General features: G+C 73.8%; 22 protein-coding genes. 14 read left to right on the top strand and 8 right to left on the bottom strand.

Annotation, left to right across the window (positions count from 1 at the left end):
* Positions 1-7: 7 nt before the first annotated feature.
* Positions 8-2,086 (bottom strand): SpoIIE family protein phosphatase, encoded by a 2,079-nt coding sequence (locus tag BIV23_RS36890; RefSeq protein WP_071385330.1) that lies wholly within the window; start codon positions 2,084-2,086, stop codon positions 8-10.
* Between the two features lie 331 nt (positions 2,087-2,417).
* Between BIV23_RS36890 and BIV23_RS36885 the strand changes: the two genes are divergently transcribed.
* Positions 2,418-3,296 carry a hypothetical protein gene (locus BIV23_RS36885; protein ID WP_071385329.1) on the top strand — a complete coding sequence of 293 codons (879 nt, stop codon included), beginning with the start codon at positions 2,418-2,420 and terminating at the stop codon, positions 3,294-3,296.
* Positions 3,297-3,403: 107 nt separating this feature from the next.
* Positions 3,404-3,775 carry a hypothetical protein gene (locus BIV23_RS36880; RefSeq protein ID WP_071385328.1) on the top strand — a complete coding sequence of 124 codons (372 nt, stop codon included), beginning with the start codon at positions 3,404-3,406 and terminating at the stop codon, positions 3,773-3,775.
* Positions 3,776-3,791: 16 nt separating this feature from the next.
* Here the strand turns inward: BIV23_RS36880 and BIV23_RS36875 are convergent, their stop codons facing one another.
* A complete protein-coding gene (locus BIV23_RS36875) occupies positions 3,792-4,205 on the bottom strand; it encodes a tautomerase family protein (RefSeq protein ID WP_071385327.1) in 414 nt (137 codons plus the stop codon).
* 173 nt (positions 4,206-4,378) lie between these two features.
* Here BIV23_RS36875 and BIV23_RS36870 point away from each other — a divergent pair, with 173 nt between their 5' ends.
* A complete protein-coding gene (locus tag BIV23_RS36870) occupies positions 4,379-6,394 on the top strand; it encodes an NADPH-dependent 2,4-dienoyl-CoA reductase (protein WP_071385326.1) in 2,016 nt (671 codons plus the stop codon).
* Positions 6,395-6,433: 39 nt separating this feature from the next.
* On the top strand, positions 6,434-6,979 hold the full coding sequence (locus BIV23_RS36865) for a PadR family transcriptional regulator (RefSeq protein WP_071385325.1): 546 nt from the start codon (positions 6,434-6,436) through the stop codon (positions 6,977-6,979).
* A 51-nt stretch (positions 6,980-7,030) separates the two neighbouring features.
* Here the strand turns inward: BIV23_RS36865 and BIV23_RS36860 are convergent, their stop codons facing one another.
* Both BIV23_RS36860 and BIV23_RS36855 read right to left on the bottom strand, forming a co-directional pair.
* Positions 7,031-7,528, bottom strand: coding sequence for a hypothetical protein (locus BIV23_RS36860; RefSeq protein WP_071385324.1), 498 nt, complete (start codon positions 7,526-7,528; stop codon positions 7,031-7,033).
* A gap of 180 nt (positions 7,529-7,708) precedes the next feature.
* Positions 7,709-8,683 (bottom strand): fibronectin type III domain-containing protein, encoded by a 975-nt coding sequence (locus BIV23_RS36855; protein WP_071385323.1) that lies wholly within the window; start codon positions 8,681-8,683, stop codon positions 7,709-7,711.
* Between the two features lie 437 nt (positions 8,684-9,120).
* Here BIV23_RS36855 and BIV23_RS36850 point away from each other — a divergent pair, with 437 nt between their 5' ends.
* Positions 9,121-9,822 (top strand): glycoside hydrolase family 75 protein, encoded by a 702-nt coding sequence (locus tag BIV23_RS36850; protein ID WP_071385322.1) that lies wholly within the window; start codon positions 9,121-9,123, stop codon positions 9,820-9,822.
* A 123-nt stretch (positions 9,823-9,945) separates the two neighbouring features.
* Here BIV23_RS36850 and BIV23_RS36845 read toward each other — a convergent pair whose 3' ends face one another.
* From BIV23_RS36845 to dhaK, 3 genes are all read right to left on the bottom strand, one after another.
* Complete coding sequence (locus BIV23_RS36845) at positions 9,946-10,356, bottom strand: PTS-dependent dihydroxyacetone kinase phosphotransferase subunit DhaM (RefSeq protein WP_071385321.1); 411 nt, start codon at positions 10,354-10,356, stop codon at positions 9,946-9,948.
* A complete protein-coding gene (dhaL, locus tag BIV23_RS36840) occupies positions 10,353-10,967 on the bottom strand; it encodes a dihydroxyacetone kinase subunit DhaL (RefSeq protein ID WP_071385320.1) in 615 nt (204 codons plus the stop codon). Before dhaL ends, BIV23_RS36845 begins: the two co-directional genes overlap by 4 nt.
* 64 nt (positions 10,968-11,031) lie before the next feature.
* Positions 11,032-12,024 carry a dihydroxyacetone kinase subunit DhaK gene (gene dhaK / locus BIV23_RS36835; RefSeq protein ID WP_071385319.1) on the bottom strand — a complete coding sequence of 331 codons (993 nt, stop codon included), beginning with the start codon at positions 12,022-12,024 and terminating at the stop codon, positions 11,032-11,034.
* Positions 12,025-12,379: 355 nt separating this feature from the next.
* On the opposite strand from dhaK, the gene BIV23_RS50815 reads away from it, so the two are divergent.
* The 3 genes from BIV23_RS50815 (at position 12,380) to BIV23_RS36820 (ending at position 14,882) form a co-directional block, all read left to right on the top strand.
* Positions 12,380-12,925 carry an STAS domain-containing protein gene (locus BIV23_RS50815; RefSeq protein ID WP_071385318.1) on the top strand — a complete coding sequence of 182 codons (546 nt, stop codon included), beginning with the start codon at positions 12,380-12,382 and terminating at the stop codon, positions 12,923-12,925.
* Positions 12,926-13,056: 131 nt separating this feature from the next.
* Positions 13,057-14,361, top strand: coding sequence for an ANTAR domain-containing protein (locus BIV23_RS36825; protein WP_245790826.1), 1,305 nt, complete (start codon positions 13,057-13,059; stop codon positions 14,359-14,361).
* 65 nt (positions 14,362-14,426) lie between these two features.
* Positions 14,427-14,882: an RpiB/LacA/LacB family sugar-phosphate isomerase gene (locus tag BIV23_RS36820; RefSeq protein WP_071385317.1), complete on the top strand. Its 456-nt coding sequence runs from the start codon at positions 14,427-14,429 to the stop codon at positions 14,880-14,882.
* A gap of 85 nt (positions 14,883-14,967) precedes the next feature.
* Here BIV23_RS36820 and BIV23_RS36815 read toward each other — a convergent pair whose 3' ends face one another.
* Positions 14,968-15,333 (bottom strand): DUF6479 family protein, encoded by a 366-nt coding sequence (locus BIV23_RS36815; RefSeq protein ID WP_071385316.1) that lies wholly within the window; start codon positions 15,331-15,333, stop codon positions 14,968-14,970.
* Positions 15,334-15,519: 186 nt separating this feature from the next.
* Here BIV23_RS36815 and BIV23_RS36810 point away from each other — a divergent pair, with 186 nt between their 5' ends.
* The 6 genes from BIV23_RS36810 to BIV23_RS36785 all read left to right on the top strand — a co-directional run bounded on the left by BIV23_RS36810 (position 15,520) and on the right by BIV23_RS36785 (position 24,174).
* Positions 15,520-16,734 carry an acyl-CoA dehydrogenase family protein gene (locus BIV23_RS36810; protein WP_071385315.1) on the top strand — a complete coding sequence of 405 codons (1,215 nt, stop codon included), beginning with the start codon at positions 15,520-15,522 and terminating at the stop codon, positions 16,732-16,734.
* 43 nt (positions 16,735-16,777) lie between these two features.
* Positions 16,778-17,251 carry an oxygenase MpaB family protein gene (locus BIV23_RS36805; RefSeq protein ID WP_342746401.1) on the top strand — a complete coding sequence of 158 codons (474 nt, stop codon included), beginning with the start codon at positions 16,778-16,780 and terminating at the stop codon, positions 17,249-17,251.
* A gap of 119 nt (positions 17,252-17,370) precedes the next feature.
* Positions 17,371-19,353, top strand: a complete 1,983-nt coding sequence (locus tag BIV23_RS36800) for a serine/threonine-protein kinase (protein WP_071385313.1) — start codon at positions 17,371-17,373, stop codon at positions 19,351-19,353.
* Positions 19,354-19,845: 492 nt separating this feature from the next.
* On the top strand, positions 19,846-21,414 hold the full coding sequence (locus BIV23_RS36795) for a phytoene desaturase family protein (RefSeq protein WP_071385312.1): 1,569 nt from the start codon (positions 19,846-19,848) through the stop codon (positions 21,412-21,414).
* A gap of 79 nt (positions 21,415-21,493) precedes the next feature.
* Positions 21,494-22,603, top strand: coding sequence for an NAD(P)H-dependent flavin oxidoreductase (locus tag BIV23_RS36790; RefSeq protein WP_071385311.1), 1,110 nt, complete (start codon positions 21,494-21,496; stop codon positions 22,601-22,603).
* Positions 22,600-24,174 carry an acyl-CoA synthetase gene (locus tag BIV23_RS36785; protein ID WP_071385310.1) on the top strand — a complete coding sequence of 525 codons (1,575 nt, stop codon included), beginning with the start codon at positions 22,600-22,602 and terminating at the stop codon, positions 24,172-24,174. The genes BIV23_RS36790 and BIV23_RS36785 overlap by 4 nt, the downstream gene beginning before the upstream one ends.
* The last annotated feature ends 33 nt before the right edge of the window (positions 24,175-24,207 follow it).

Genomic DNA, 24,207 nt, shown 5'->3' with positions numbered 1-24,207 from the left:
GTCCCGGCTACGGCAGTTCCTGTGCGCGGGCAATGAGCAGGGCGACGTCGTCGTGGTTGTCGGGGTGGTGCAGGGTGCGCAGCAGGAGGTCGCAGGTCTCCTCCAGGGGGCGGGCGGGGTCGTCGAGCAGCGACAGCAGGAAGTCCAGCCGCTCGTCCAGCGAGTGGCAGCGGGTCTCCACCAACCCGTCGGTGTAGAAGACGAGTTCGTCGCCGGGCGCGAAGTCGACGGTGACGGTGGAGAAGTCGATCCCGCCCACCCCCAGCGGTACCCCGGTCGGCAGGTCGAGCAGCTCCGGCGGCCGGCCGGGGCGGACCCGGGCCGGGGGCAGATGGCCCGCGTTGGCGATCCGGCACTGCCGCAGATACGGATCGTGGACGGCGTACACACAGGTCGCGATCGAGTGGTCCAGGGCGGACGTGGTCTTGTCCAGCTGCTCCAGCAGCAGCGCCGGGTCCAGGCCGAGGGCGGCGAGCGTGGTGGTCGCCGTGCGCAGCCGGCCCATCGTCGCGGCCGCGCTGATACCGCTGCCCATCACGTCGCCGACCACGAGCGCGGTCCTGCCGCCCTCCAGCGGGATGACGTCGAACCAGTCGCCGCCGACCTCGCTCGTCGCCCCGGCCGGCTGGTAGCGCGAGGCCACCTCCAGGCCGGTGGTGACCGGCGGGTGGCTGGGCAGCAGGCTGCGCTGGAGCGTGAGGGCGGTGTTGCGGGCGTTCTGGTACCAGCGCGCGTTGTCGATCTGCACCGCCGCGCGCGCGGCCAGTTCGCGGGCGAGCAGGACGTCGTCCTCGTCGAACGGCGCCGGATTGCGGGTGCGTTTGAGGTCCAGGGCGCCGAGCACCTCGCCCCGGGCGATCAACGGGACCGCGAGATACGAGTGCAGACCCGCCCGGCCCAGCAGCTCGGCCGCCTCCGGGGAGCGGGCGATGCGGGGGAGGTCCTCGTCCCTCACCCGCGGCACCAGCACCGCCTCGGCCGAGCGCACGCACTCGGTGACCAGCCGGTCGGGCCCGTACCGGGCGGTCGCCCCGGGCAGGTCCGCGGCCCGCACGGCATCCGAGTCGTCCTGCGGGCGCAGCGCGAGGGCCCGGATCACCGCCGGCTCCGCCGGGCCCAGCGTGCTGCGCCGGCCCTCCACCACCGCGTCCAGCAGGTCCACGGCGGCCACGTCGGCCAGCTCCGGCACCGCGACCTCGGCCAACTCGCAGGCGGTGCGGTCCAGTTCGAGCGTCGTACCGATGCGGGCGGAGGCGTCGGCGATGACCGCGAGCCGGCGCCGGGCCGTCTCCGCCTCCACGGAGGCCCGGTGCTGCTCGGTGATGTCGATCACGGAGGCGGCGACGCCCAGCACGTTGCCCAGCGCGTCCTCCAGGCGGTACAGCGACAGCGACCAGGTGTGGTCCTGCTCCGGGTCGGCCGACGTACGGCCGACCACGGGCCGGTCGATCACCGGCACCCCGGTCCGCAGCACCTGCCGGGCCTCCGCCTCCAGGGGCTCGGTCACCAGCCGGGGCAGGACCTCGGCCAACGGGCGGCCCACGTGGTCGGCGGCGGGCAGTCCGTTGATCCGCTCCAGCGCCGGGTTCACCGAGACGAACCGCAGCTGCGGGTCCAGGACGGCGAGGCCGCTCGGCGACTGCTCGACCATCCGCTCGGACAGCGCCACGTCCTGTTCGAGGCGCCGCACGGTCGACTGGTCGGCGGCGAGGCCGAGCGCGTACACGTCACCGCGGTCGTCCAGCAGCCGCATGTTGCGGAACTCCACCAGGCGGGTGCTGCCGTCCTTGTGCTTGACCGGGAAACCGCCGGCCCAGCTCTGCCCGGTGCGCATCACATCGGCGAAGAGCTTGCCGACCAGCTCGATGTGCCGCTCGTGGACCATCAGCCGGGCGGCGTACTGGCCGAGGGCCTCGTGCGCGGTGTAGCCGAACAGCTCCTCGGCCTGCGGGCTCCACAGCACGATCCGGCCGGCGGTGTCCAGCACCACCGACGCCACGCCCAGCACGTCGAGCAGGCCGCCCGGCCGTACCGGCCCGCGGGCGGCATCGCCGCCCTGCGTCACCGGAGCCTCGGCTGCACTCATGCCCTGCACCGCCTTCGCCCGTCGGCTCGGCACGTGGTCCCCCGTGCCGGCTCCCCTTGCTCCACCGCGTCACACCCGACTCCCCGGCGCGTTCGCCGGCTACCTCCACCATCTCTCACCGCGGCGGTGCACGTCCGCCGAAGCCGCCGTGAACGGGCCCTTCCGCCGCGTCGGCGCGGCCTCCCGGACATCCTGCACGCGCCGTGCGCACACCGGGAGTGTTCACGCACATGTTGCTGTATTGGTCTGTACATGACTAACAAGCCACGCCAGACTGTCCGCCGTCCGAGTGCCCCCGCACGCAGCCCCCATCCCACCCGAGGAGCCGGCCATGCCCGCGTCCGCCCGGCAACGTTGTCACACCGTCCTCGCCGGACTCGTCACCCTGGCCACCGCCGCCGTCGTGTCCCTCGCCGCGCCCGCGCCCGCCTCCGCGGCCGACACCTGGACCGAGACCGGCTCCGACCGCGCCGACCCGCTGACCGAGAGCCAGGGTCTGGCCTCCGTGGAGGTCCCGGCGAACAGCCCCAACCGCTACACCGGCATCGGCACCATCCCGCTCAGCGTCTCCGTGCGCGGCTGGAACCACGTCGGCGACCCCGACGCCTCGTACAACGGCTACTACATCGAGCCCTACCAGCAGGACTCCGGCAACTCGAAGATGTACCGCGTGCAGGCGCCCGACGGCACCTGGTCGGAGTACGTGCACACGCTCAGCTCCGGCGAGGCCCTGAACAACTCGTGGGACGCGATCTCGCCCGACGGCCAGTGGATGCTCTCGGGCGAGTGGGGCACGATGAACCGACTGCTGGTCTTCCCGACCCCCGGCGTCAACGCGAGCACCTCGCCCTCGGCCGACCTCCCGCTGGCCTCGCGGGTCAACCTGGACCACCCGGTCCGTGACGTCCAGGGCTGCGACTTCTCCGGCCCCACCACCCTGCTGTGCTCCTCGGACGACCCCGACGGCAGCCTGTTCGGCATGACCAAGCCGCTGCTCCAGATCGACCTGTCGGCCACCCCCGGCTCCTCGGACGTCACCGGCCACGTCACCGCCCTGCGCCAGCTGCCGCTGCGCAGCTCCTGCTCGGGCTCCTTCGAGGTGGAGGGCATCGACTACGACCGGCGCACCGGCATCCTGCGCGTGATCGTGATGTCGCCCGGTTTCTGCATCCTCACCGACAGCAAGACGTACAAGTTCACGCGCGGCTGACCGTGACCGGGGGTGTGCTCACGGGCCCGTGGTGCTTTCCTGAGGGTGGACGCGGTTCGGCGGGGTACCCCGTTCCGACAGCGGCACGGCCATGAAAGGAGCACTCCATGGGACACACGGAGCGGTCGCATCCGGAAACCGTCACGGTGGAGATCAGCGGCTCCAAGGAGGACGCCCGCATCGTCTTCGACGCCCTGAGGTCCTGCTTCGCGTCCGACCGGGGCGCGGAGGAGGTCCCCCAGCAGTTGCACGAGGTCCGGCCGATGGTGTGGCTCGGCACCTACGACATCGCGGACGAGCACGTGCCGCACTGTGCGCCGGTCCACCTCGGCTCGGCCGTCCAGGCGGACGTCCAGGGCGGCTACTGGGCCGTGGACCGGTTCCGGCACACCCTGGACTCGATCTTCACCGTCCAGGAGACCTGCACGGCCTCCGGCGACCAGGAGCGGGATCTGCACCTGCGCCTGGAGAGCGCCTGACACCGATCGCGCAGCGTCACGACAGCGCCCCGGCCGGCCCCTCGCCGTCCGGGGCGTACTGCGCCACACCGTACCCGAAGGACCAGTCGACGGACGTGTTCTCGGTGAGCGTGACGAGCACGTTCGCCGGGTCCGTGCCCGTGCGCTCGTGCACCAGCTCGGAGATCCGCCGGTACAGCGCGCGCTTGAGGTCCGGGCCGCGCCCGGCGCGCAGGGTGATCGCGACGAAGACCACCGAGTCGTCCTTGGGCACGCCGAGGTGCGCGTCGTGGCGGAGCGTGCCGGTCACGCCGTCGTGGCCGGTCAGCACCTGGAAGCGGTCCTCGGGCGGGACACCGAGGGTTTCCACGAGGGCGTCGTGGACCGCCTGGCCGAGTGCGTCGAGCCGGGCGGGATCGGTGCCGAGCGCGTCGATCCGGACGAAGGGCATGGCGGAACATCCTTTCGCGGGCGGGTGGCGGGCCGTGCTTGCCGCGCTGAATGTACATACTAGTAGGTACAGAGGTGGTCGGTGTCACCCTCCGATGTTTCTGCAACTAGTTGCACAAAGCCCTGGGTGTCCTCTACAACAAGGAGTGACGACACCCGTGCACGGAGGGCCCGATGAGCCGTTACCCGCATCTGATGAACCCGCTCGACCTGGGCTTCACCACCCTGCCCAACCGCGTGCTGATGGGCTCCATGCACGTCGGCCTGGAGGAGGCCGAGCACGGCTTCGAGCGGATGGCGGCGTTCTACGCGGCCCGCGCGCGCGGTGGCGTCGGCCTCATCGTCACCGGCGGCATCGCGCCCAACGACGAGGGCCGGCCGTACGAGGGCGGCGCCAAGCTCACCACCGAGGCCGAGGCCGAGCAACACCGGGCCGTCACCGGGGCCGTGCACCGCGAGGGCGGCCGGATCGCGCTGCAGATCCTGCACTTCGGGCGGTACGCCTACCACCAGGACCTCGTCGCGCCGAGCCCGCTCCAGGCGCCCATCAGCCCCTTCGTGCCGCGCGAGCTGAGCGACGCCGACATCGAGCGGACCATCGACGACTACGCCCGCACCGCCCGCCTCGCCCGCCAGGCCGGCTACGACGGCGTCGAGATCATGGGCTCCGAGGGCTACCTCATCAACGAGTTCATCGCCCTGCAGACCAACCGGCGCACCGACCGCTGGGGCGGCTCCTACGAGAACCGGACGCGCTTCCCCGTCGAGATCGTCAAGCGGGTGCGCGAGGCCGTCGGCGAGGACTTCATCGTCATCTACCGGCTGTCCATGCTGGACCTGGTGCCGGGCGGCTCCTCGCTGCCGGAGGTCGTCACCCTCGCCAAGGAGATCGAGGCCGCCGGGGCGACGATCATCAACACCGGCATCGGCTGGCACGAGGCCCGCATCCCCACCATCGCCACCTCGGTGCCGCGCGGTGCCTACACCTGGGTCACCAAGAAGCTGATGGGCGAGGTGTCCGTCCCCCTGGTGACCACCAACCGCATCAACACCCCCGAGGTCGCCGAGGAGTTGCTGGCCGGCGGCTTCGCCGACATGGTCTCCATGGCCCGCCCGATGCTCGCCGACCCCGACTTCGTCGCCAAGGCCGCCGCCGGCACGCCCGAGGCCATCAACACCTGCATCGGCTGCAACCAGGCCTGCCTCGACCACACCTTCAGCGGCAAGATCACCTCCTGCCTGGTCAACCCGCGTGCCTGCCACGAGACCGAGCTGGTCCTCGCACCGACCCGGCGCAAGAAGCGCGTCGCCGTCGTCGGCGCGGGACCGGCGGGCCTCGCCTGCGCCGTGAGCGCCGCCGAACGCGGTCACGCGGTCACGCTCTTCGACGCCGCGAGCGAGGTCGGCGGCCAGCTCAACGTCGCCCGCAAGGTCCCCGGCAAGCAGGAGTTCGACGAGACGCTGCGCTACTTCCGCCACCAGCTCGACGCGCACGGCGTCGACGTACGCCTGGACACCTGGGCCACCGCCGAGACCGTCACCGGCTACGACGAGGTCGTCGTCGCCACCGGCGTCACCCCGCGCACCCCCGACATCCCGGGCGTCGACCACCCTCGCGTCCTCGGCTACCTCGACGTGCTGCGGGACGGCGCCCCCGTCGGCGACCGGGTGGCCGTCCTCGGCGCCGGCGGCATCGGCTTCGACGTCGCCGAGTTCCTCACCGACGGCGGCGACAAGGCGAGCGAGGACCCCGAGACGTACTTCCGCGGCTGGGGCGTCGACATGGACTACCGGACGCCGGGCGGCCTCGCCGCACCCGAGCGGCCCGCCCCGCCCCGCCAGGTCCACCTGCTCCAGCGCAAGACCAGCAAGGTCGGCGCCGGGCTCGGCAAGACCACCGGCTGGATCCACCGCGCCGAGCTGAAGCACCGGGGCGTGACCATGGTCCCGGGCGTGCGCTACGACCGTATCGACGACGCCGGACTGCACATCACCGTCGGCGAGGAGAGCACGGTCCTGGAGGTCGACACGGTCGTCCTGTGCACCGGCCAGGAGCCGCGCCGCGACCTGTACGAGGAGCTGGCCGCCGCCGGGCACAGCGTCCATCTGATCGGCGGCGCGGACGTCGCGGCCGAACTGGACGCCAAGCGGGCCATCAAGCAGGGCACGGAGCTGGCGGCGGGGCTGTAGGGCGCCTGCCGTACCTCCCCGTCTCCATAGGATGAGGCCATGTCACTCCCGCACGCCATCCTCACCGCCCTGCTGGAAAGGCCGTCGTCGGGACTGGAACTGACCCGCCGTTTCGACAAGTCGATCGGCTACTTCTGGTCCGCGACGCACCAGCAGATCTATCGCGAGCTGGGGAAACTGGAGGCCGAGGGACTCATCCGCGCACTGCCGGCACAGGCGCCGGCCCGCGGGCAGAAGAAGAGCTACGAGGTACTGCCCGCCGGCCGCGCCGAGCTGGCCCGCTGGACCGCGGCCACGCAGGACCCCAAGCCGCAGCGGGACGTGCTCCTGCTGCGGCTGCGGGCCGCCGCGGTGGTCGGCACGGCGGGCCTGGAGGCGGACCTGCACCGCCATCTGGAGCTGCACCGGCGGCAGTTGGCCGAGTACCGGAAGATCGAGGAGCGGGACTTCCCGCCGGACCGGGACGCCCCCGAGGACCGGCTGCGCCACCTCGTGCTGCGGGCCGGCATCGACCTGGAGACCTTCTGGACCCAGTGGCTCACCCACGCGCTCAGCGAGTTCGCCGACCTGCCGGACACCGACTGAGCCCCGTGCGGGGCGGGCGAGCCGGTACGGCCGCGTCGAAGCGGAACGGCGTCAACGGCGGCGCAGGTACCGGCCCGTGGCGATGACGCCGCTGCCGGCCAGGGCCGCGCCGATGCCCAGTGCCAGTGGGCCGTAGTCGCGGGCGGCGTCGCCGAGGCCGCCCATGATGCCGAGGGCCGGTGCGGCCGAGGACGTCCCCGGGGCCGAGGGGACGAGCACCGACCGGGTGCCCGCCGTGCTGCCGCCGGAGCAGACCACGACGACGGTGTACGTCCCCGGGCGCACGCTCGACCAGGTCGCGGACTGGCCGGCGGTCGTGCCCGCGAGGGAAGTGCGCCGGCCCGTCGCGATGTTCGTCTGCCGGCCGGTCAGCAGGGCGGCGCTGCCCCAGCCGCCGTCGGTCCGCGTGCACGCGCTCGTGACCACCGAGACGGTGGACCCGACGGCGCTGACGGAGATGCCCGACTCCGCGACGGCCTGCCCGACGGGAAGCGCGAGGGCGGCCGCCAGGACCGGTCCGGAGCGGAGCAGACGTCGTGTGCAGGACATGGCCGGCCTCCGGCGGCACGGTCGGCGGTACGAGGGGCCGCCGAGGGTCGGGTACGTCCGTGCGCCTGGTCAGCAGCCAAGGCGCTGCCGCGGGGGCCGGCATGCGGGAGAAGGCCGGTCAGGTGACGGTTTCCTCCGTGCGGCGCAGCGGCGCCCGTTCACGCGCCGCGATCTCCGGGATCAGGTGGTCACGGTTCGTTCCTGTGACCAGCCGCCCCAGGTGCCGTCCGGCAGCCGGGCCCGCAGCCGTACCCGGTGTTCCTCGCCGGGGCCGGTGCCGAAGCCGCCGTAGAAGCTGTAACTCGCCCGCCAGGTCGGGGGCGTGCCGCCCCACACCAGCGAGGTGGCCGGCCTGCCGTCCAGCTCGACCTGGTACTCGGTGATCACTCCGTCCGTGGCCGGCGGGTCCCAGGACAGGTCGATGGAGGAGGCCCCGCCGGACCGGTGGGTCCCGGCGGTGAAGCCGGTGGGCGCGGTGGCGTGGCCGTCGTCGGTACCCGGGGTGGTGAGGCGGACCGGGGCGCTCGCGGGGGAGAGGTTGTCGGCCGCGTCCCGGGCCCGGACCGTGAAGACGTAGGCGGTGCCCGGGCGCAGCCCGGTGACCACGGTCGCCGTCCGCTCGCCGCCGACGGTGTGGATCCTCGCCCCGCCCTGGTAGACGTCGTACGAGACCACGCCCCGGTCGTCCCGGGACGCGCCCCAGGACAGCCGGACCGCGCTACTGCCCACGACCCGCCCCGCGGGCGCCGACGGCCGGGTCGGCGCCGAGCGGTCCGCAGCCACCCGGGCCGGGGTCCGCGCCGGCACCGCCCGGCTCGGCGGGCCGAGGCGGCCCTGGTCGTCCCGGGCTCGCACGGTGAAGGCGTACCGGGTGGACGGCCTGAGCCTGACGACGTCCACCATGTGCTGTGAGCCTGGGACTTCGGCCGCCTTCGTGGTACCGCGGTACACCTCGTAGGTACGGATGCCGGGGCTGTCGGTCACCGCGTTCCACATCACGTGCACGCTCGTGGCGCTGCCCGCCTGCGCGGTGACCCCGGTCGGCGCGCCGGGGGCCCGGCCGTCGTCGCCGTCGCCGGACCGGCTCCAGCCGCAGGACGCGACGAGCAGCAGGGCTCCGCAGACCAGTACGAGCGGCAGGGGTACGCGTCGCACGACTCTGCCTCCCCGGGGACGGCATCGGCATCGACCTCGCACAAAGGTCCGGACCAATATGCCCGGCGGGTGCGGCGGCGGCAAGAGGGCCGTACAGGGCGGCCGGTGGGCGGGGACCCGTGTTGGTGACCATCCGGGAGAGTTACGTATGCTGAGCCTCCCTGCGGTCGAACTGCCCGAGAGGACACGGGAGTTCATGCCGCCGGCGCGGACACGCTGTCGTCGCCGGAGCCGCGCCGACGCGGGCGGCCGGGGGGTCCGGGCCGGTTTCGTGCCCGGATCCCCGGCCCCTGTGCCCGCACATAATCCTCTTGTCCCTCACGGGGCGTCAGAAGCGTGCTCCATCCGGCCCCTTCGGAGCGGCCCGGACGGTCGCGGGCGTGAACTCGCAGCACAGTGGCCCGCGTCCGCCCGTCCCGACGAGAGGGTTCCCCATCGTGCGTGTCCCGTCGCTGACGCTGGCCGCGGCCGGCGTAGCCCTGCTCGCCCCGGCCGCGCTGTCCGAAGACGCTCTCGCCGTCCCGCCGCGGGAGCGCCCCCCGGCCCGGAGCGAGGGCGCCGTCGCCGCCACCGAACTGCTGTCCCGGGTGGGCGAGTGCCACCAGATCTCCCGGGGCCGGTACCGCACCGACGCCGGTCACCGCGCGACGGTACCCGTGTGCGGGACACGGGACGCCGTGTTCTGGAAGGCCGACATGGACATCGACTGCGACGGCCAGCGCACGGCCCACTGCAACCGGGCCACCGACCCGGCGTTCGCCGCCGCCACCGCCTACCCGGAGTCCGACGGCCGCGGTCTGAACGCCGAGACACTGCCCTACATCGTGATTCCGGCGCCGAGCCGGATCTGGGACCACCGCGGCGACGGCGTGCGCGGCGGCTCCGTCGCCGCCGTCGTCTACCGCGACCGGGTCCAGTACGCGGTGGTCGGCGACGTCGGCCCGCGCGACCTCATCGGCGAGGCCTCCTACGCCACCGCCCGGGGCCTCGGCATCAGCACCGACCCGAACCACGGCGGCGCGCCCTCCGGCGTCACCTACATCGTGTTCAAGGGCTCCCGCGTGAAACCCGTCGAGGACCACGCGGCGGCGGTGGCGACGGGAGAGCGGCTGGCCCGCCTGTTCGCGGCCGGCCAGTGACCGCCCCCCTGGGGCCTGTCGTCACCTTCCCGTCCGCACGCACCAGATGCCGCGAGGCCGCCCTTCGGGCGACGACGGGAATGTGACGACCGGCCCTCGGGCCGCCCCGCCGCCCGCGTGGCCTCACGCCTTGCGGTAGGTGTACGCCTCCGTCGCCGCGGCCTCCACCGCGTCCAGGTCCGCTCCCGTGGCGGCGGTGACCACCGCGGCCACCGCGCCCTCGACGAACGGCGCGTCCACCAGGCGGGCGCCGTCCGGCAGTTCGTCGCCCTCGGCGAGCAGCGCCTTCACGGTCAGCACCGCGCTGCCCAGGTCGCTCAGCACCGCGACCCCCGCGCCCCGGTCGACCGAGGCCGCCGCGGCGGCGATCAGCTCGGCGCTGGTGCCGAGCCCGCCGTCCTCGGTGCCGCCGGCCGGGGCCACCGGCACCTCCGGGGCCCCGCCCGCGAGCCCCTTCGCCAACTGCGCGACCGACGCGGCCACCTCCGCGCTGTGCGACACCAGCACGATCCCGACCCGCTTCTCGTCGCTCACGCCCGGCCCTCCGCCGGCGAAGCGGCTGCTTCGAGTGCGGCGATCAGCAGCGCCGACGAGGTCGCGCCCGGGTCCTGGTGGCCGATGCTGCGCTCGCCGAGGTAGCTGGCCCGGCCCTTGCGGGCCTGGAGCGGTGTGGTCGCCTCGGCGCCCTGCTCGGCGGCGGCCCGTGCGGCGGCGAAGCCGCCTTCGAGCGCGGCCACGGCCGGCTCCAGGGCGTCGATCATGGTCTTGTCGCCGACCACCGCCCCGCCGAGCTGCTTCACCCCCTCCACGCCCGAACCCAGCGCCGCGGCCAGCTGCGCCACGCTGACCTCGGCGGCCTCGCCGAGTGCCTTGCCGGTCCGGCGCAGCAGCGTGCCGTACAGCGGCCCGGAGGCGCCGCCGACCGTCGAGATGAGCTGCCGTCCGGCGAGCGTCAGGACGGCGCCCGGCGTGGCGGGCTCCTCCTTCTCCAGGGCGGCCGCCACGGCCCGGAAGCCGCGTTGCAGATTGCTGCCGTGGTCGGCGTCCCCGATGGCCGAGTCGAGTTCGGTGAGCTGCTCCGCCTCACGGTCGACGGACGCGGCGGTCACCGCCATCCAGCGGCGGAAGAAGTCGGCGTCGAGCACTGGATCTCCTTGCGTGGTAGAGGGGTTGAGCGCGGAAGAGGAGAGGAGGAGGGGCGGGAGGCGCTCACATGCCCCAGCGCAGCGCCGGGGTCCGCACCGGCGCGTCCCACAGCCGCAGCAGCTCCTCGTCGATCTGACACAGCGTCACCGAGGCGCCCGCCATGTCCAGGGAGGTGACGTAGTTGCCGACGAGCGTACGGGCCACGGCGACCCCGCGCTCCGCGAGCACCCGCTGCACCTCGGCGTGGAAGCCGTACAGCTCCAGCAGCGGGGTGGCGCCCATGCCGTTGACCAGCAACAGCACCGGGTTGTGCGGCGGCATGTCCTCCAGGATCGCGTTCACCGCGAAGTCGGCGATCTCCCCGGAGGTCATCATCGGCCGCCGCTCCCGGCCCGGCTCGCCGTGGATGCCGACGCCCAACTCCAGCTCGCCGTCCGGGAGATCGAAGGTCGGGGTGCCCTTCGCCGGGGTCGTGCAGGCACTCAGGGCCACACCGAAGCTGCGGGAGTTCTCGTTCACCCGGCGGCCGATCGCCTCCACACGCTCCAGCGGCTCCCCTTCGGCCGCGGCGGCGCCCGCGATCTTCTCCACGAACAGGGTCGCGCCGGTGCCGCGCCGGCCGGCGGTGTAGAGACTGTCGGTCACGGCCACGTCGTCGTTCACGAGCACCTTGGCGACCTGGATGCCCTCGTCCTCGGCCAGTTCGGCCGCCATGTCGAAGTTCAGCACGTCACCGGTGTAGTTCTTCACCACGAACAGCACCCCGGCGCCGCTGTCCACGGCCGCCGCGGCACGCGCCATCTGGTCCGGCACCGGCGAGGTGAACACCTCCCCGGGACAGGCGGCGGACAGCATGCCGTGGCCGACGAACCCTCCGTGCAGCGGCTCGTGTCCCGACCCGCCGCCCGAAACCAGCGCCACCTGCCCGGCCACGGGAGCGTCCCGGCGGACGATCACCCGGTTCTCCACGTCCACGGTCAGGTCGGGATACGCCGCCGCCATCCCGCGCAGCGCGTCCGCCACGACGGTCTCCGGCACGTTGATCAGCATCCTCATCGGTATCTCCTAGTGCGCCTTGGGGTGGGCTCGGGATCTGCGGTTTCCGCCGCCGGGCCGGGTTCACTGGTGGTGCTGGAGGGATCATGCGGATGGAGCTAAGGGCAGTATCGACCTTGGACCGGAGGAGGTCACGCGATGCGGGCGGAGCCTGCGGCGGCGGGGGACGTCGGCGCGGGAACTCCGGGCGTGCGCACCGCCCTTCGGGTCCTCCTCCCGACGGCTGCCGGCCGGGGCCGCGCGGGGTGCGACACGCCTGGGGAAAATCGTTGCATCGGGGGCACGCGCGGAGCACAGTGAAGCCCCGGTCAAGACGCGGCTGGCTGATCCTTCCCCACCCAGGAAGCCCGATCCCATGGAAAACGGCCGGCCGTCCCGTGCCCGCGCCCGTCCGCGCGGCTCGGCCCCGCTGCTCGTGCAGACCGTGCACGAGCGACGCCCCGAGGCGGGCGGGATCAGCATCCTGAGGGCCCGGGGCACGGTCGACGCCTCCAACGCCGTGGAGTTCTCGGAGGCGCTCGCCGGGCACATCGCCCACGCCGACCGGGCCGCGGAACACCCCGTGCTGGACATGACCGAGATGTACCTCGCCTGCCCCGCCGCCGTGCGCTCCCTGGACCGGGCCACCGGCGCCCTCGCCTTCTCCGGCCGCACCCTGCCCGTCGTACAGCCCCGCCCGCACGCCCTCGACGCGCTGCGCACCGCGGGGCTGCCGGGCATCCGGGTGCACGCCACGATGGCGTCCGCGCTGGAAACCCTGGAGGCGCTGGAAGCATGGGAAGCGGCGGAGACCTGGGCGGCGCCGGAGACGCGCGGGGCCGCCGTGGAGGTCCGCGACGACCCTGTGGAGGCCGGGAACGGGCGGGACGCCCCGGCGGCGCGCCGACGGGCGGGGCCATGAAACCCGCCTCCGATTCCGACTCCGGCCCGTCTGCCCCGACCGGCCCGTCCGCCTCCGCCGCCCCCTCTCCCGCCACGGCTACCGGCCCCCCTCCCGCCACCGCGACGTCCGCCGCCGACGGTCACTCTGCCGTGCCTCCCGCCTCCGCCGGTCCGTCCGCCCCGGTCGTCCCCGTCGGGAGACCGGCGCCGCTCCTGATCGAGTCGTCCGTCGTCGAGGGGCTGCCTGCCGAGGGGGCGGTGCTGCTGCGCATGTCCGGGAGCCTGGACACCGAGGGCGCACAGGCCTGGTCGGCGCAGCTGCGCGGCCATCTGGAACAGGCGGATCTCGCGGGGCTGCGGCCCGTCCTCGACATGGCCCATGTGCAACTCGGCGGCGCCGCCGTACTGCGCGCGCTCAGTGAGACGACCCGTGCCCGCTCCGGCCGCCCGGACCTCGTCATCGTCCGGGCCCGGCCGGGGCTGCGCGAGGCGGTGCACCTCGCGCGTCTCGACGGCGTCCGGCTCTACGCCACCCTCGACGACGCCCTGCGCGAGCTGGCCCGGGCCGCCACCCGCGGGGCCGACCTGCCCGCTTGGCGGTCGCAGATCTCCGACCCGCTGCGGCCCAGTTACGAGGACCTGCGCAAGGAGGTCCGCGCGCTGCGCGCCCGGGTCCGCTCCGCCCCCGTCATCGGCATGGCGCAGGGCGTGGTCATGGTCCGCTACGGCCTGCCGGACCCGGCCGTCGCCTTCCGGGTGCTGCGTGAGGTCTCGCAGCGGTTCAACGTGCCGCTGCGGGTGCTCGTCTCCGCGGTCGTCGTGGCCCGGCCGCCGGACGGTGCGGCCTGGTTCCCGGGCCGCCGGCCGCTGCCCGTGCCGCCGCTGCGGATCCTGGCCCGGGAGGGCCGCGACCCGCGCTACCGACGGCAGATGATCGACGCCGTGCTGCACGAGGCGCTCGCCGCCGGCCGGGCCTGCGCCGGATACGTGCGCTGCGTCGACCCGGCCGTGAACGCGCTCGTGCTGGAGTCCGACCACGGCTGTGCGGATACGTTTCTGGACCACCTGGTGCGCGGCTGGGACGAGGGGCTGCCGGACCTGGTCGCCCGACTGCTCGGCCGCCGGGTGAGCGTGCCCGACGTGGCCGCCGACACGCTCCTGTCCGAGGAGTCCCGGCGGGTCCTGCTGGGCACGGGCACCCGCGCCGTCGACAGCGTCCCCGTGCTGTCGCGGTCCGGGTCCTGCACCGGCGTGATCACCCTGCACTGGCCCGAGGCCGGCCACCGCCCGACCGACGACCAGAGCCAGGCCCTCGCCCTGCTGGCCTCCGACACGGCGGCCTGGCTGAGCTGGTACCACCGTTCGGTCCTCCTGGACGCCCTGGAGGAGTTGCACCGGGAGCTGACGGGCCTGGCGGCGGGGCCCGAGGGAGCGCGCGGACCGCGGCGTTCCTAGGCGGGCAGTGCGCCGACCCCGGCGGGCGGCACGGCACTCCCGGCGGAGCCGCTACGCTCGCCGGTATGCGGATCTCCGTCTCCTCCGACATGGACGAACCCGTCGCCCGCCACCTCCTCGCCGAGCTGGCACGACGCGGCCACGAGGTGCGGGCGCACGGCGCGCTGCGCCCGGGGGCCGACCCGCAGTGGGCGGTCTGCTCGGCGGCGGCCGCCCGGGAGGTGGCCGAGGGCGCGGCCGACCAGGCGGTGGTGTGCTGCTGGACCGGCACGGGCGCGTCGATCGCGGCCAACAAGGTGCCCGGCGTCCGCGCGGCCCTGTGCACGGACGCCGTGACGGCGGACGGCGCCCGCCGCTGGAACGACGCCAACGTGCTCGCGCTCAGCCTGCGTCTGACCTCCGCACCGGTGCTGACCGAGATCCTCGACGCCTGGTTCGCCGCCGAGCCCAGCCAGGACGCCGAGGACCGGCAGAACGTGGCCCGCGTCGGCCGCCTGGACGCCGCCCGGAAGGATTTCTAGGGGCGTACGGCGGCCCGGCGCGGGCCGGGGCCGGTGTGCGGTCCGGTCGATGCGGTCGTCCGGATCGGGGTCAGTCGGATCGGGGTCAGTGGGCGCCGAGTCCGCCGCCGCCGAACGAGCCGCTGGACCCCCGGCTCCAGCGCGGACGTTCCTTCGACGCGCTCGGCCTGCTGTCCTGGTTGCTCAGCTCGTACGGGGTGAGCGGGCGACCGCCCTTGGGGATCACGGGAACCTCCTGGGATTCCCTGTTCTCCCGGACTTCCCGCACCGGCCCCTCCGGCGGCAGCGTGGGCTGCTCCTCGGGGCGGGGGCGGGGGGACTCGCGGTACTTGACTCGGGAGTTCATCCAGAATCCGCCGGCGAGCAGCGCGAGGACACCCACGGCCACGATGAACAGGACGAGGCTCATGAGGCCGCTCGCTGCGGCCAGCTGCGTCGATGCGGTACTCATAGGACAGGAATACCCCACTCAAACCCGGGCGAACCGGACACTATGCGTGACCGGTGACGGACGCACGGCGACACCGCCTCGTCGGGCCGGCCGCCGGAATTCGACCTGGGCGCGTCATTCCCTATTTCTGGAACACGTTCTACGGTGTGCGCCGTCAGGACCGCCCTTGGGGAGCCTGGAGGCGCCGTGCACCTCGACCACACGCCCGAGCAGCAGCGACTGCGCACCGAGCTGCGCGCCTACTTCGCGCAGCTGGTTCCGGACAACGCCTACGCCCGGTACGCCGACCCGGCCGCGCGGAAGCGGTTCTACCGCGACACCATCCGCCGGCTCGGCACCGACGGCTGGCTCGGCGTGGGCTGGCCGAAGGAGTACGGCGGGCGCGGCATGACGGCGATGGAGCAGTTCATCTTCTTCGACGAGGCCGCGCAGGCCGGCGTACCGCTGCCGCTCATGGCGCTGAACACCGTCGGCCCCACGCTGATGCGCTTCGGCACCGAGGAGCAGAAGGCGTACTTCCTGCCGCGCATCCTCTCCGGCGAGATCGACTTCGCGATCGGCTACAGCGAGCCCGACGCCGGCACCGACCTGGCGGCCCTGAAGACCAGGGCCGTACGGGACGATGGGGGCACCTCCCGCTCGAGCGGAGCCGAGAGCGGGGGAGAGTACGTCGTCAACGGGCAGAAGATCTGGACGACGAACGGCGACACCGCGGACTGGGTGTGGCTCGCCACCCGCACCGACCCCGCCGCCCCGCCGCACAAGGGCATCACCATGCTGCTGGTGCCGACCTCCGACCCCGGCTACTCCTGCACCGTCATCAACACCCTCGCCTCGCACGACACCACCGCCAGCTACTACGAGAACATCCGCGTCCCGGTCTCCCGCCGGGTCGGCGAGGAGAACCAGGGCTGGCGGCTGATCACCAACCAGCTCAACCACGAGCGCGTCACCCTCGCCGCCCACGGCACGATGGCCATCCGCGCCCTGTACGACGTCCAGCGCTGGGCGCGGGAGACCAAACTCGCCGACGGCCGCCGGGTCACCGACCTGGCCTGGGTGCGCCGGCTCCTGGCCCGCACCCACACCAGGCTCGACGCGATGAAGCTCATGAACTGGCAGATGGTCACCGCCGTCCAGGAGGGCACGCTCACCCCGCAGGACGCCTCCGCCGTCAAGGTCTACGGCTCCGAGGCCCGCCGGGACGCCTACGCCTGGCTCATGGAGATCGTCGCGGCGGCCGGCCCCCTCAAGGAGGGCTCGGCGGGCGCCGTCCTGCACGGCGAACTGGAGCGCGGCTATCGCTCGGCGGTCATCTTCACCTTCGGCGGCGGCAACAACGAGATCCAGCGCGAGATCATCTCCTGGATCGGTCTGGGGATGCCGAGGGTGCGGCGTTGACCCGCGGACCTTGGGCGATCCCGGGCTCTCCACGCCGAACTCCGTGACCTGGCGGATGCACGGCGACCCCATGATGTGGGGCGCCGGCTTCCCCCTCACCCACGCCCACGCCGACCGCTGCGTCGATGAACACCGCCTCGGCGCACGCCTGGTGGGCCTCGGCCTCGAGGCGGTGCCGGGGAGCCGCGCGGAACCGGTCGCGGGACCCGGGGCGCGCGTGGTGGACGAGTTCCTCCTCCGCCCGACGACGCATCCCCTCCTCATACCGGCGCGCGAGGTGCTGTGGCGGCGCGTGGCCCACCTGGCGTACGCCGCTCTGCCTCCGTGCGCCCACGAGCTGTACGGCAGACCGGCCCTCGCGCCTGCGGTGGTGACCCGTCGGCTGCGGGCCACGGGCGGGCTGTTGCGCGGCGTTCCCGCACGTCCGCGCCGGCAGTTGCCGCCCAAACACGTCCTGCGCGCGATGGCGAGGCCCGGCCCGGACGCGCGTCCGGCACCGTACAAACGTGGACGATAGCCCGTCATACTGGACGAGCAGGGGGGTGTGGCACGGGTCGGGTCGGCGCGGTGCGGCCGGATGCGGTCCGGGCCGGTCTCCGGGGGCGGGGGCGGACGGCGACGGGGCGGCGGATCGCTATGGGGGAGAACAGGCTCGTTCAGGGCCGGTACCGGCTGCTCGAACTGCTCGGGCGGGGCGGGATGGGTGAGGTGTGGCGGGCCCGGGACGAGTCCCTGGGCCGGCAGGTCGCGGTGAAGTGCCTCAAACCGCTGGGGCCTTACCACGACCCGGCCCTCGCCGGCGTGCTGCGGGAGCGGTTCCGCCGCGAGGCCCGGGTGGCCGCCGCGCTCACGCACCGTGGGGTGACCGTCGTCCACGACTTCGGCGAGTGCGACGGCATGCCGTACCTGGTGATGGAGTTGCTGGACGGCCGCGACCTGAGCCGCATGCTGGAGGAGAACAAGGGACATCCGCTGCCCGTGGACGACGTGGCGGACATCGCCGACCAGATCGCCGCCGCCCTCGCCTACACCCATCAACGCGGCATCGTGCACCGGGACCTGAAGCCCGCGAACATCGTGCGGCTGGCCGACGGCACCGTGAAGATCTGTGACTTCGGCATCGCCCGCCTCGGCCAGGACATCGGCGTCACGGCCCGGCTGACCGGCACCGGCGTCGCCCTGGGCACCCCGCACTACATGTCTCCGGAACAGATCGGCGGCGGCGAGGTGGACCGGCGCAGCGACCTGTACTCGCTGGGCTGCGTTCTGTACGAAATCGCCACCGGGGCGCCGCCGTTCGACCTGGCGGACGCCTGGGCGGTCCTCATCGGCCACCGTGACACGCCGCCGCGGCCACTGCGTGAACTGCGCCCCGAACTGCCCGCCCACCTGGAGGGGATCATCCTCGACCTGCTCGCCAAACGGCCGGAGGAACGGCCGTACGACGCGGGGGAGTTGGTCCGCCGGATCAGGGAAGGGAGGGCCCCGGTCCGGGTCGGCGGCGCGCCGGAGGCCGGCCGAAGGAGTGCGGGGCCGTGTCCGGCGGGCGACGGTCGCCACGTGGGCGCAACCGGCCCCGGCCGCCCCGACGCCCTCGACGGTCCCGCGGTCGACCGGCGGTCCCTCACGACCCTCCCCGCTGAGCGCCTCGTCCGCGGCGGCCGCTTCACCGAGGCGCTGGCGGCCTACACGGACATCGCCGAGGCGAGAGCGCGTGTCCTCGGCGCCGGCCACCCCGACACGCTCGCCGCCCGCCAGGAGACCGCCTACGTGCTCGGCCGGCTGGGCCGCCACTTCGAGGCCCATCAGGTGTACGCCGCGGTGCTGGCCGCCCGGGTGCGGTGCATGGGCCCCGACCACCCGGACACGCTGCGCTGCGGGCACAATCTCGCGTGCACCCTCGGCCGGCTGGGCCGCCTGGACGACGCGCTGCGCACGGCCCTCGACGTGGCCGCGGCACGGGCGCGCGTGCTCGGCGCGGACCATCCGGACACCCTCGTCTCACACTGCGAAGTCGCCTACGCACAGGGACAGTTGGGGCGCTGGGGCGAGGCTCTCGGGCTGTACCGAGAGGTAGCCGCGGCACGGGCACGGGTACTCGGTCCGGACCACGCCGACACCCTCGCCGCCCGCTACGAGACCGCTCTCAGCCTCGGCCGACTGGGCCGCAGCGCGGATGCCCTGCGGCTGTACCGCGACCTGATCGAGGACCGCACCCGCGTCCTGGGGCCGGACCACCCCGACACCCTGCGGGCCCGGCACGGACTCGGGGTCAACCTCGGCCGGCTGGGCCGCTGGGAGGAGGCACTGGCCGAGGCCCGTGACGTGTGCCTGGTGCGCGAACAGGCCCTCGGGCCCGCCCACCCGGACGCGCTCGTCAGCCACCGGGAGGTCGCGGTCGCCCTGGGCTGGCTGGGCCGGTGGGGCGAGGCACTCGCCGAGTACCACCGGGTCGCCGCCGCCCGCGAGCGCGTCCTCGGCCCCGACCACCCCGACACCCTCGCCAGCCGCAACGACGAGGCCCACTGTCTGGAGCGCCTCGGCCGGGGCACCGAGGCCGGCGAGCTGTACCGCCGGGTCGCAGTGGTCCGCCAACGCCCGGCGCCCGGCGGCGCTTGACCTTCGCCGCCAGCTGCCTCCGGCCGCGCCGGCTCCCCGCGCTCGCCCGAGCCCTGGCGGCGCCCGCTCCCCGGGGCTCCTGGCATTCGGCGGTGGCTGTCTCTCCGGGAGTGCGTGGCTTCTGGTGGTGTTTGATCTTCGACGGCGCTCGGCCTCCGGTGGCGCCCGGGGCCCGGCCGTACGCACCCCCGACCGTGCCTGGTCGCCCGCGGTGCCTGACCCGGTCGGACCTCTTCCTGCCGTGTCCGCCTTCCACGGTGCCCGGCGCCCTACCGCGTCCGGCCGCCCCTGGCGCCCAGCTCCCTACCCTGCCCGCCTCCCACGGCGCCTGGGCGTAGGCGACGTTCGGCCACCGGGGCGCCTGGCCCCCGTGGTCCCCGCCCGGCACAGCCGCATCGCCGGTGCCCGCCCCCTGCGTGCCACACCGGCGGTGCCGGGCCTCGTCGGAGCGTGCCTCTGGTCGTCGTGGATCAGTGCGTGTTACGAAGGACCATGCCTGCCACCGAGGGAACCCGCACCTACGACGCCGTCATCGTGGGCGGCGGACACAACGGCCTGGTCGCCGCCGCCTACCTGGCCCGGGCGGGCCGCACCGTCCTGGTGCTGGAACGGCTCGGCCACACCGGCGGCGCCGCCGTGTCCACCCGCGCCTTCACCGGCGTCGACGCCCGGCTGTCGCGCTACTCCTACCTGGTCAGCCTGCTGCCGCAGAAGATCGTGCGCGATCTCGGCCTCGACTTCCGCGTCCGCTCCCGCACCATCTCCTCGTACACTCCCGTCGAACGCGACGGACGGCCGACCGGACTCCTCGTCGGCGGCGGGGAGGAGCGCACACGGGCGGCCTTCGCCCGGCTGACCGGCGGCGAGCGCGAGTACGCGGCCTGGCAGCGCTTCTACGGCATGACCGGCCGCGTCGCCGAGCGCGTCTTCCCGACCCTCACCGAGCCCCTGCCCACCCGGGACGAACTGCGCCGCCGCGTCGACGACGAGACCGCCTGGCGCACCCTGTTCGAGGAGCCGATCGGCGTCGCCGTCGAGGAGGACTTCGCCGACGACCTGGTGCGAGGCGTGGTCCTCACCGACGCCCTGATCGGCACCTTCGCCGACGCCCACGACCCGTCCCTCGTGCAGAACCGCTGTTTCCTCTACCACGTCATCGGCGGCGGCACCGGTGCCTGGGACGTGCCGGTGGGCGGCATGGGCGCCCTCACCGACGCGCTGGCCGCCGCGGCCCGCTCGGCGGGCGCCGAACTGCGCACCGGGCACGAGGCGGTGCGCATCGCCACCGACGGCGGGCACGCCGAGGTCACCTACCGCACCGCCGACGGCGAGGGCGTGGCCGCCGCCCGCCACGTCCTCGTGAACGCCTCCCCGCGGGAACTCGCCACGCTCACGGGGGACGTGGCGCCCGAACCCGCCGAGGGCGCCCAGCTCAAGGTCAACATGCTGCTCACCCGGCTGCCGAAGCTGCGCGACCCGGACACCGACCCGCGCGAGGCCTTCGCCGGCACCTTCCACGTCGCCGAGGGCTACCGGCAGCTCGCCGCCGCCCACGACCAGGCCGCCGCCGGTGAACTCCCCGCCGCGCCGCCCTCGGAGATCTACTGCCACTCGCTGACCGACCCCTCGATCCTCGGCCCCGAACTCGCCGAGCGCGGCTACCAGACGCTCACCCTGTTCGGCCTGCACACCCCCGCCCGGCTCTTCGACCAGGACAACGACGCCGTACGCGAGGAACTGCTGAAGTCCACCCTCGCCCAGCTCGACGCCCACCTCGCCGAGCCGCTGGCCGACTGTCTGGCCACCGACGCCGACGGCCGTCCCTGCATCGAGGCGAAGACCCCGCTCGACCTGGAACGGGACCTCGGTCTGCCTGGCGGCAACATCTTCCACCGCGCCCTGTCCTGGCCCTACGCCCAGGAGGGCACGGGCCGTTGGGGTGTGGAGACGGGACACGCGAACGTCCTGCTGTGCGGCGCGGGCGCGGTGCGCGGGGGAGGCGTGAGCGGGGTGCCGGGGCACAACGCGGCCATGGCGGTGCTGGAGGCCACCGCCCCGTAACCGCCGGGCAGTCAAAAGAATCTGACGGAACGTCAGAAAAGCTCTTCCGTCGGCACGCCGGCTGCGGCATCCTGCGCCCATGCAGACGGAGCTGAGCAACAGACTGGGAGTCGAGCACGCCGTCTTCGGCTTCACGCCGTTCCCTGCCGTCGCCGCGGCCATCAGCCGGGCCGGCGGCTTCGGCGTGCTCGGCGCGGTTCGCTACACCGCCCCCGACGACCTCAAGCGCGACCTCGACTGGATCGAGGCACACGTCGGCGACCGGCCGTACGGGCTGGACGTGGTGATGCCCGCGAAGAAGGTGGAGGGCGTCTCCGAGGCGGACGTCGAGGCGATGATCCCCGAGGGGCACCGGCAGTTCGTGCGGGACACCCTCGCGGGGCACGGGGTGCCGGAGCTGGCCGAGGGCGAGGCCTCCGGGTGGCGCATCACCGGCTGGATGGAGCAGGTCGCCCGCACTCAGCTCGACGTCGCCTTCGACTATCCGATCAGACTGCTCGCCAACGCCCTCGGCTCCCCGCCCGCCGACGTCGTCGCCCGCGCCCACGAACGGGACGTCCTGGTCGCCGCACTCGCCGGCAGCGCCCGGCACGCCCGCAAACACCGGGAGGCGGGCATCGACGTCGTCGTCGCCCAGGGATACGAGGCCGGCGGCCACACCGGCGAGATCGCCACCATGGTGCTCACCCCCGAGATCGTGGAAGCCGTCGGCCCGCTGCCCGTCCTGGCCGCCGGCGGCATCGGCAGCGGACAGCAGGTGGCGGCCGCCCTCGCGCTCGGCGCCCAGGGCGTGTGGCTGGGCTCCGTCTGGCTGACCACCACGGAAGCCGATCTGCACGCCCCCGCGCTGACCCGCAAACTGCTCGCCGCCGGGTCCGGGGACACCGTCCGTTCCCGCGCCCTGACGGGCAAGCCCGCGCGCCAGCTGCGCACCGAGTGGACCGACGCCTGGGACGACCCGGCCGGTCCCGGCACCCTTCCCATGCCACTCCAGGGGCTGCTGGTGGCCGAGGCGGTCTCCCGGATCCAGAAGTACGAGGTCGAGCCGCTGCTGGGCACGCCCGTCGGCCAGATCGTCGGCCGGATGAACAGCGAACGCAGCGTCCAGGCCGTCTTCGACGACCTCACCCGCGGCTTCGAGCGGGCCGTGGACCGCATCAACCGCATCGCCGGAAGGAGCGCCCGGTGACCAGCACACCCCCCGCGGGATCCGGCACACCCCCCGCCGGATTCTGGGCCCAGGTCGCGCACGACCCCGACCGCACGGCGCTGATCGCACCCGACGGCGAGGAGTGGACCGCCGGACGCCTGCACGCCGCGGCCAACCAGCTGGTCCACGGCCTGCGCGCGGCGGGCCTGGAGCGCGGCGACGCCTTCGCCGTCGTCCTGCCCAACGGCGTCGAGTTCTTCACCGCCCACCTGGCCGCCACCCAGGCCGGCCTCTATCTGGTCCCGGTCAACCACCACCTCGTCGGCCCCGAGATCGCCTGGATCGTCGCCGACTCCGGGGCGAAGGTGCTCGTCGCCCACGAGCGGTTCGCCGACGCGGCACGCGCCGCGGCCGACGAGGCGGGCCTGCCGCCGACCCACCGGTACGCGGTCGGCGCGATCGAGGGCTTCCGGCCGTACGCCGGGCTCCTGGACGGGCAGCCGACGTCGGCGCCCGCCGACCGTGAGCTCGGCTGGGTCATGAACTACACCTCCGGTACGACGGGACGCCCGCGCGGCATCCGCCGCCCGCTGTCGGGAAAGGCGCCCGAGGAGGCCTACCTGGGCGGATTCCTCGGCATCTTCGGCATCCGGCCGTTCGACGACAACGTCCATCTGGTCTGCTCGCCGCTGTACCACACGGCCGTCCTCCAGTTCGCGGGCGCGTCGCTGCACATCGGGCACCGGCTGGTCCTGATGGACAAGTGGACCCCGCAGGAGATGCTCCGCGTCATCGACGCCCACCGGTGCACGCACACCCACATGGTCCCGACCCAGTTCCACCGGCTGCTGGCCCTCCCCGACGCGGTGCGGGCCCGCTACGACGTCTCGTCCATGCGGCACGCCATCCACGGCGCCGCCCCCTGCCCCGACCACGTCAAGCGGGCCATGATCGACTGGTGGGGGCACTGCGTGGAGGAGTACTACGCCGCCAGCGAGGGCGGGGGTGCCTTCGCCACCGCCGAGGACTGGCTGAAGAAGCCCGGCACGGTCGGCAAGGCCTGGCCGATCAGCGAACTCGCGGTCTTCGACGACGACGGCGAGCGGCTGCCGCCCGGCCGACTCGGCACCGTCTACATGAAGATGAGCACCGGCGGCTTCGCGTACCACAAGGACGAGGCCAAGACCCGCAAGAACCGCATCGGTGACTTCTTCACGGTGGGCGACCTGGGCGTCCTCGACGAGGACGGCTACCTCTTCCTCCGCGACCGCAAGATCGACATGATCATCTCCGGCGGGGTCAACATCTACCCGGCCGAGATCGAGTCCGCGCTCCTCGCGCACCCGGCCGTCGCCGACGCCGCCGCCTTCGGCATCCCGCACGACGACTGGGGCGAGGAGGTCAAGGCCGTGGTCGAACCGGCCCCGGGCCACGAGCCCGGCCCGGCGCTCGCCGCCGCCCTTCTCGACCACTGCGCCGAGCGGCTCGCCGGCTACAAGCGGCCCAAGAGCGTCGACTTCATCGCCGAGATGCCCCGCGACCCCAACGGCAAGCTCTACAAGAGGCGGCTGCGGGACCCGTACTGGGAGGGCCGTACCCGCCCGGTGTGACAGCGGTGCGGTCCCGCCCCGAGACGTTCCCGG

Source organism: Streptomyces monashensis (genome assembly GCF_001866665.1).
Lineage (GTDB): Bacteria > Actinomycetota > Actinomycetes > Streptomycetales > Streptomycetaceae > Streptomyces > Streptomyces monashensis.
Note: the sequence above shows the minus strand (reverse complement) of the source record. Positions and strands in the feature narration are given on the sequence as shown.